The organism is Streptomyces sp. NPDC059037 (assembly GCF_042740015.1).
In the GTDB taxonomy this organism is placed as follows: domain Bacteria; phylum Actinomycetota; class Actinomycetes; order Streptomycetales; family Streptomycetaceae; genus Streptomyces.
Genome location: NZ_JBHYIG010000306.1, coordinates 1 through 7,771 on the forward strand (window position 1 = coordinate 1; position 7,771 = coordinate 7,771).

General features: G+C 73.4%; 3 protein-coding genes and 2 pseudogenes. 4 read left to right on the plus strand and 1 reads right to left on the minus strand.

Annotation, left to right across the window (positions count from 1 at the left end):
• Positions 1-117: 117 nt before the first annotated feature.
• A pseudogene (locus tag ACFWY6_RS38875) lies at positions 118-1,935 on the minus strand (RecQ family ATP-dependent DNA helicase); the annotation flags it as partial.
• A gap of 133 nt (positions 1,936-2,068) precedes the next feature.
• Between ACFWY6_RS38875 and ACFWY6_RS38880 the strand changes: the two are divergent.
• From ACFWY6_RS38880 to ACFWY6_RS38895, 4 genes and pseudogenes are all read left to right on the plus strand, one after another.
• On the plus strand, positions 2,069-3,442 hold the full coding sequence (locus ACFWY6_RS38880) for a DUF4192 domain-containing protein (protein ID WP_384700685.1): 1,374 nt from the start codon (positions 2,069-2,071) through the stop codon (positions 3,440-3,442).
• 349 nt (positions 3,443-3,791) lie between these two features.
• Positions 3,792-5,696, plus strand: a complete 1,905-nt coding sequence (locus tag ACFWY6_RS38885) for a glycogen debranching N-terminal domain-containing protein (RefSeq protein WP_384700691.1) — start codon at positions 3,792-3,794, stop codon at positions 5,694-5,696.
• 118 nt (positions 5,697-5,814) lie between these two features.
• Positions 5,815-6,576: an NUDIX domain-containing protein gene (locus ACFWY6_RS38890; protein ID WP_384700687.1), complete on the plus strand. Its 762-nt coding sequence runs from the start codon at positions 5,815-5,817 to the stop codon at positions 6,574-6,576.
• Between the two features lie 191 nt (positions 6,577-6,767).
• Positions 6,768-7,650, plus strand: a pseudogene (locus ACFWY6_RS38895) (ATP-binding cassette domain-containing protein); the annotation flags it as partial.
• Between the last annotated feature and the right edge of the window lie 121 nt (positions 7,651-7,771).

Below are 7,771 nucleotides of genomic sequence, written 5' to 3' on the forward strand. Positions count from 1 at the left end.
CGCGCGGGGGGGGGGGGGCGGTGCCGGGGGGGGCGGTGAGGGGGGGGGAATACCCCCACCCCCCCCCCGCCCGTCCGCCTTTGCTGTGGGCTGGGGTTCCGCGGGGCGTTACGGGTGGCCCCCCCCCCCGCCGCCGGGTCCCTTGGCCCAGTCGGCGAGCACGCCGACCACGGCCTTCGCCACATCGTCGGGCACCGGTCCGTCGGGGGCCGTCGGCGCGAGCATCGGCCGCAGCCGGTTGCCCCAGCCGATGTCCGAAAGCCGCCCCAGGGCCCGGCCCTGGGCCGCCTGCTCCCCCGCGGGGATACGTCCCTTGAGGTCGACGCCCACCGCGGCAAGGCCCGTGGGCCACATCTTCCGGGGCTCCACATCGACGCCCGCGCGAACCAGCTCGCCCTTCGCCGTGTCCAGTGCCGCGGGGGACACGGCGTCGCCGAAGCGCGCCCCCGCGCAGTTGTCGCAGCGGCCGCAGGGTGCCGCCGCCTCGTCGTCCAGCTGTCGCCGCAGGAACTCCATCCGGCAGCCGGGAGCCGTGGCGTAGTCACGCATCGCCTGCTGTTCGGTCTGCCGCTGCTTCGCGACCCAGGCGTACCGCTCGGCGTCGTACGCCCACGGCATCCCGGTGGAGATCCAGCCGCCCTTGACGCGACGGACCGCGCCGTCCACGTCGAGGACCTTGAGCATCGTCTCGAGGCGCGACCGGCGCAGCTCGACCAGGGGCTCCAGCGCGGGCAGCGACAGCGGCCTGCCCGCCTGCGCAAGGACGTCAAGCGTGCGCCGGACCTGCTCCTCGGGCGGGAAGGCGAGCGAGGCGAAGTAGTTCCAGATCGCCTCGTCCTCCTTGCCCGGAAGCAGCAGCACTTCCGCGTGATCGACACCGCGGCCCGCGCGGCCCACCTGCTGGTAGTAGGCGATCGGGGACGAGGGGGAGCCGAGGTGGACCACGAAGCCGAGGTCGGGCTTGTCGAAGCCCATGCCGAGGGCGGACGTGGCGACCAGGGCCTTCACGCGGTTGGCGAGCAGGTCCTCCTCGGCCTGCTGGCGGTCCGCGTTCTCCGTCTTTCCGGTGTACGAGGCGACGGTGTGCCCGCACTGTCGCAGGAAGGCGGTGATCTCCTCGGCGGCGGCGACCGTGAGCGTATAGATGATTCCGGAGCCGGGCAGCTCGTCCAGGTGGTCGGCTAGCCAGGCCAACCGGTGTGCGGCGTTGGGAAGTTGGAGCACGCTCAGGCTCAGGCTCTCCCGATCGAGGGGGCCGCGCAGCACGAGCGCGTCCGAGGTGCCTCCGGTGCCCAGCTGCTCGGCCACATCGGCCGTCACGCGCGCGTTGGCCGTCGCGGTGGTGGCAAGGACGGGGACGCCGGGCGGCAGGTCGGCGAGCATGGTGCGCAACCGCCGGTAATCGGGCCGGAAGTCATGGCCCCAGTCGGAGATGCAGTGCGCCTCGTCGACCACGAGCAGGCCGGTCGCGGCGGCGAGCTTGGGCAGGACCTGGTCCCGGAAGTCCGGGTTGTTCAGCCGCTCCGGGCTCACCAGGAGCACGTCCACGTCGCCCGAGGCCACCTCGGCCTGGATGGTGTCCCACTCCTCCGTGTTGGAGGAGTTGATCGTGCGGGCGCGGATGCCGGCCCGGGCCGCGGATTCCACCTGATTGCGCATGAGCGCGAGCAACGGCGAGACGATCACAGTGGGCCCGCTGCCCCGCTCCCGCAGCAGCGCGGTCGCTACGAAGTACACGGCGGACTTGCCCCAGCCGGTTCTCTGCACGACCAGGGCGCGGCGCTTGTCGGCGACCAGCGCCTCGATCGCGAGCCACTGGTCCTCGCGCAGGCGCGGCCCGTCCGAGGGGGGTGCCTCGCCGGGCGCGGCCGAGGGGCCGCCGACGAGGCGGGCGAGTACGGCATCGGCCGCCGTGCGCAGATCTTCGTTGCTCATGCCCCCATGCAACCCGATGGGTCTGACATTAGGCGAACGAGTCCGCCGAGCTGTGGATAACTCTTGGCGTGCCCCTGATCGCAGTTATCCACAGGCCAAACCGGAATCTTGCGATCCGCGGGAGAGTCGGGACATGACGAACCACAACGAATCAAGCGACGTGACCGACTCCGCCGACGAGACCCTGGTCACCCTGCGCACCCCGGCCGAACTCGCGGACGCCCTGCCGTACTTGCTCGGGTTCCGGCCCGAGGAGAGCGTCGTCCTCATCGCTCTGCACGGCGAGCGGGGGCGGTTCGGCGGGCGCGTGCGGCTCGGGATTCCCGAGCGCGCGGAGGACTGGCCGCCCATCGCGGAGCAGCTCGCGCAGTGCTTGGTGGGCGGTTGCGAGAGGCGTGGTGCCCGACCTGACGGCGTTGTCGCCTTTCTGTGCGCCGAGCCCGTCGGCGCCGAGTCCGGCCCGCAGCTCATGGAGCGTCTGCGTCCGCTGGCGCAGGTGATCCGGACCGCATGCGGCGGGCTCGACGTCCCCGTGTTCGAGGTGGTGTGCATCTCGACGGGGCGCTTCTGGACCTACTGCTGCCCGAATCAGGAGTGCTGCCCTCCCGAGGGCCTCCCGCTGCTCCGGCCGGGCACGTCGGTCCTGGCCGCGGCCACGGCCTACGCCGGTGTCCAAGTGGGCACAACGCCACGGGAGATGCGGGCGCGGCTCAGCCCGTGGGAGACCGCAGGAGCGGCGGACCAGGAAGCCGCGCTCGACGCGGCGGGCATGGCGATCGTCCACCGGATCCTCGACGAGGGCGGGCACGCCGAGGTCGCCCTGGAGACGCTCGACCTGGCCCGCCGGATCATGGCGCGCCTCGATGCCGCGCCACCGGTCACCGGCACCCTGGAGGCGGATCTCCAGGACGACGAACTGCTCGCGCACGACGAGGCGGCGGCGCTGATCCTCGGCCTCCAGGACCGCACGACACGCGATCAGGCGGCGCAGTGGATGGAAGGCGACGACGGGGTCCCCGCACTGCGCCTCTGGAGGGCACTGGCCCGCCGCTGCGTCGGCGCCTACGGAGAGCACGCCGCCGCACCGCTGTCCCTCGCGGGCTGGGTCGCCTGGTCCCTCGGCGACACCACGGAGGGACAGGAAGCCCTGGATATGGCGCTGTCCGCGGACCCCGGATACGCCTTCGCGCAACTCCTGCACCACGCCTGCACCGGAGACCTCGACCCGGAGCCGATCCGCCGCTGTCTGCGCCGCGACCGGACCGACCGAGCCGAGCAGACCGATCAGACCGACCGGACCGATCGGAGCGCCGCGGAGCCGCAGGCCCAACCGCCGGTTCTCGCCGACTCTTCAGGCTCGGCAGGGGAACCGAAGGGTGCCGGGCCCCGGCGCCGCCACCCCGCACGTCCGCAGGGCGGCAGTGGGCCACGGGGCACCGACAGGCCGAGCACGCGGCCGCAGAACCGCCGCCGCACCGTCCGGCGCGGAGCGAGGAACGACAGGTGAGCCAGCCGGAGACGCACCGGCCGTCAGGGGCGCACCGGGGGGGGGCGGGGCCGGGCGGGTGGCTTCCCGTTCCCTGGGCGTGACTTGGGGCGGGGCCGGTCCGTTCACCTGTGTGGCGGTACCCGCACCAGGGTCGCGCCGCGGCACGACCTCCGCATCCCCGTAGCGCAGCCAGCGCAGAAGAAGCCGCCCTATGCCTCTGCCCGCCCCGTCCTCTGTGTCCGGCAGAGAAGGTCCCCAGCGGCCCGCGTCTGCTTCCTCGCGCCTGTCCAGCGCACGGGCTCCGGTTCCCGTGCCGCGCCGATCCGCCCAGCTGCCGCCCGTCCATACGGCGCTGATCTGTGTCGCCATGCCCGCGCTCGCGATCTCCACCGACCAAGGGCAGTTGACCGGCCGCGGACTCGAAGGGTTCTACCGCGCGGGGCGCCGACTGCTCTCCCGCTGCCAGGTGCGGGTGGCGGGGCGCGAGCCGGTCGCCGTGCAGGCCCGGATGGTCTCGGCCGAATGCGCACGGTTCGTCGCGACCCTGCGCGGGTCCGCGGACGGCGCCCCGGATCCGGATGTCGTCGTCGAGCGGACCCGGCATGCCGACGGCACGGAACGGATCACCCTGCGCAGCGCGGCCACCCGCCCCCTGAGGCTGCCCGTCGAGGTGGCGCTCGGCACGGACCTGGCGGAGCTCGGCGCGATCGCGTCCGGCGGCTCCGGGCCCGAACTGCCCGCCAGCGTCCACGACTCCGGCATGCGGTGGTCCTCGCCTGCCGGGCACTGCGTGGTCACGGCGCATCCCGCTCCCACGGACGCCCTGGCCTCCGCCGGCCTGCTGCGCTGGGAGGTGGAGCTGCCGCCGGGCGGCTCCCGGAGCGTGGAGCTGCGCGTACGGCCGGAGGGTGCGGGGCCGGTCAGGGCGGTGGGGCACAGTGCGGCGCGCTCCCTCGCCGCGGCACGGGCCACGGGCGACGACCCCAGGGCCCGGCTCCTGCTGGACAGGTCCGTACAGGACCTGCAGGCCCTGCTGCTTCGCGACCCCGAGCACCCGGCCGACGTCCACCTGGCGGCGGGTGCGCCATGGCGCTGTGGTCTCGCCCCGGCGGAGGCGCTCGCGGCCGCCCGGATGGCCTTGCCGCTGGGTACGCGGATCGCCATGGGGACGCTGCGCACGCTCGCCCGCCGTCAACTGAAGGGACCGGGACGGCGGGCGGGCCTGATTCCGGGACCGCTGCGGGACGCGGGACCGCATCTCCCGCCCGGTTGCACGGGGGTCGAGGCGACGCTGCTCTTCCCGGTGCTCGTGGCGGAGGCCTGGCGCTGGGGGCTGCCCGAGCAGGAGACGGAGGAGATGCTGCCGGCGGCCGAGCGCTGCCTGCGCTGGCTGCTCACCGCGGCCGGCGAGGGCGGATGTCTGCCGGACCCGTATCCCGGCGGTCCCAGGCGCTGCGAGACCCAGGCGCACGCCCATCGAGCCGCACTGCTCGGCGCCGACCTGCTCGAAGCGCACGGCCGCTCGGGAGCCACCGGTCTGCGGCAGTGGGCGGAGCGACTGCGGGAGGCCTTCCGGGAGGAGTTCTGGACGGCGGACCGCACGGGTGGCAGGCCCGCCGCGGCCTGCCTGCCCGACGGCCGTCCCGTGCCCCTCCTCACCGGCAGCGCCGCCCATCTCCTCGACACGGGACTGCTCGGTTCCGGCAGGCTCGCACCCGGCCTCCTCGACAAGGTGCAGACCGAACAGCTCGCCAGGCTGCTCGGCGGGCCCGCCATGGACTCAGGCTGGGGGCTGCGCAGCTTGGGCGCGAAGGAAGCCGCGTACAACCCGTTCGGCCATCGGGGCGGGGCTGTTCGCGTCCATGAGTCGGCGGTCGCCGTCGGGGGCCTGGCAGCCGCGGGCTACGAGAAGGAAGCGAGTTCCCTGCTGCGGGGCGTGCTGGCGGCCGCCGAGGCCTTCGACCACCGGCTTCCCGAGATGTACGCGGGGGAGCAGCGCACCGAGGGCGGAGCCCCGCTGCCCCACCCCGCCGCGTGCCGTCCGGCAGCCGTCGCCGCGGCCGCCGGGGTACAGCTCCTCACGGCACTCGCCGGCATCCGGCCCGACGCACCGGCCGGCACGGTGACACTGCGTCCGGTCCGCAGCGCGCCGCTGGGGGAGCTGGAGCTGACGGCGCTGCGTGTCGCGGGTGCCCCGTTCTCCGTACGTGTCAGCAGGCTGGGTCTCGCCATGGTCGAGGAGGCGGGCGACGGGCTGCAGTTGGGGGTGTAGGGCCGCCGAACCGGGACATGCGGTACGTCGCGGACCTGACAGAAGCCCTCGGTGAATCCGGCTGGGATCGAATGCTGGAAGAGGTGTTTATCGTCAGGCAGACGACTATGATCGCGGCATGTCGCCCTACGACCCGTCGGCCTTCCCGCCCTTCGCTGTCACCGTCGACCTGGTCGTGCTGACCGTGCGGCGTCACGCGCTCTGCGCGCTGGCGGTCCGCCGCGGTGAGCCGCCGTTCCAAGGCCGTTGGGCGCTTCCCGGCGGATTCGTACGTGCCGATGAGGACCTCTCTGCGGCCGCGGCGCGGGAACTGGTCGAGGAGACCGGGCTGTGCGCACACGATCCGGACACTCCCGTCCAGGTCAACGGGGCACACCTGGAGCAGCTCGCCACCTACGGCGATCCCAAGCGTGATCCGCGGATGCGGGTCGTCAGCGTCGCCCATCTCGCACTCGCCCCCGATCTGCCGGCCCCACGGCCCGGCGGCGACGCGCACAGCGCCCGCTGGGCGCCGGTCGAGGCACTGCTCAACCAGGGCGGATACGGCCGCGAGGACGAGCAGGCGGCACCGCTCGCCTTCGACCACGCACAGATCCTGGCGGACGGCGTGGAGCGAGCCCGCTCGAAAATCGAGTACTCCTCACTGGCGACAGCCTTCTGCCCGCCCGAGTTCACCGTCGGCGAGCTGCGCCGTGTGTATGAAGCGGTGTGGGGAGTCGTGCTCGACCCGCGCAACTTCCACCGCAAAGTGACCGGCACGCCAGGGTTCCTTGTCCCCACCGGCGGCACCACCACTCGACAGGGTGGCCGCCCCGCGCAGCTCTTCCGGGCGGGCGGCGCGACGCTGCTCAACCCGCCGATGCTGCGTCCCGAGGTCTGAGGCCGCGTCGCAGGTCACCCCGCTGGTCATGTGCCGGTCCGGGTCGAGCGGTTGACACCCTTGGCCTACACCCTGCCCGAAATGCCGGAAATATCGCGTTATCTTGCTGTGGTACCCGCGGGGTTCGTCCGTCCCCGAACCGGCGGACGAGCCCCGGCCGCCGAGCGGTCTCACGTCCCGCGAGAGAAGCGATGATCCAGGCCATCGGACTGACAAGCAACGCCCGCCAGGAGCTGCCGCCCGCCGTCGACGACGTGTCCTTCGAGGCGCGAACAGGCCGTGTCACGGCGCTGCTCGGCGCGCGGGCCGCCGGTAAGACGACGGCGCTGAGGCTCATGCTCGAACTCCAACAGGGCCGTGGAGTCACCTACTTCAGAGGCCGCCCGCTGCACCGCATCACCCATCCCTCGCGCGAGGTCGGCGTCCTCCTGGGCGAGGTCCCGGGGCACCCGGCCCGCACGGTCCGCGGCCAGCTGCGCATGCTCTGCGCGGCCGCCGGAGTGCCCGTACGGCGCGCGGACGACGTACTCGAAGTCGTCGGCCTCGTCAGCCTCCGCGACCAGCGGCTCGGCATGCTCTCGCGTGGCATGGACCGTCGTCTCGGCCTAGCCTGCGCGCTGCTCGCCGACCCGCACACACTCGTCCTGGACGGGCCCGCCGACGGCCTCTCCGCCCGGGAGGGCGGGTGGCTGCACGGGATCCTGCGCGCGCACGCCGCCCAGGGCGGAACGGTTCTGTTCTCCACGGACGACCCCAAGGAGGCCGCACGGACCGCCGACCGGGTCGTCACGCTGGAGGCGGGCCGCCTCGTCGCCGACCAGGAAGTCGGGGACTTCGCCCGCACCCGGCTGCGCCCCAGGGTCGCGGTCCGCAGCCCGCACGCGGCGCGTCTGGGCGCGCTGCTGTCCAAGGAAGCCCGCGCCGGGCAGCGCTCCATCGAGGTGGTGAAGGAGGACGGCAACAGACTTTCGGTGTACGGCAGCAACTGCGCCGACGTGGGGGAGACGGCGTTCCGGCACGGCATCCTCGTCCACCAACTCGCGGACGAGATCGGTGATGCGGGGCCTTCGGCGGTGTACAGGACCGAAGGTGGACCCTCTGAGTCCGGGGGGGGGGGGGGGGTATGTCCAGGGGGGGGGTGGGTAGGTTCAGCGGCGGGAGGGGGGGGTCCAGCACCCGGGGGGGTGTGAGGGGT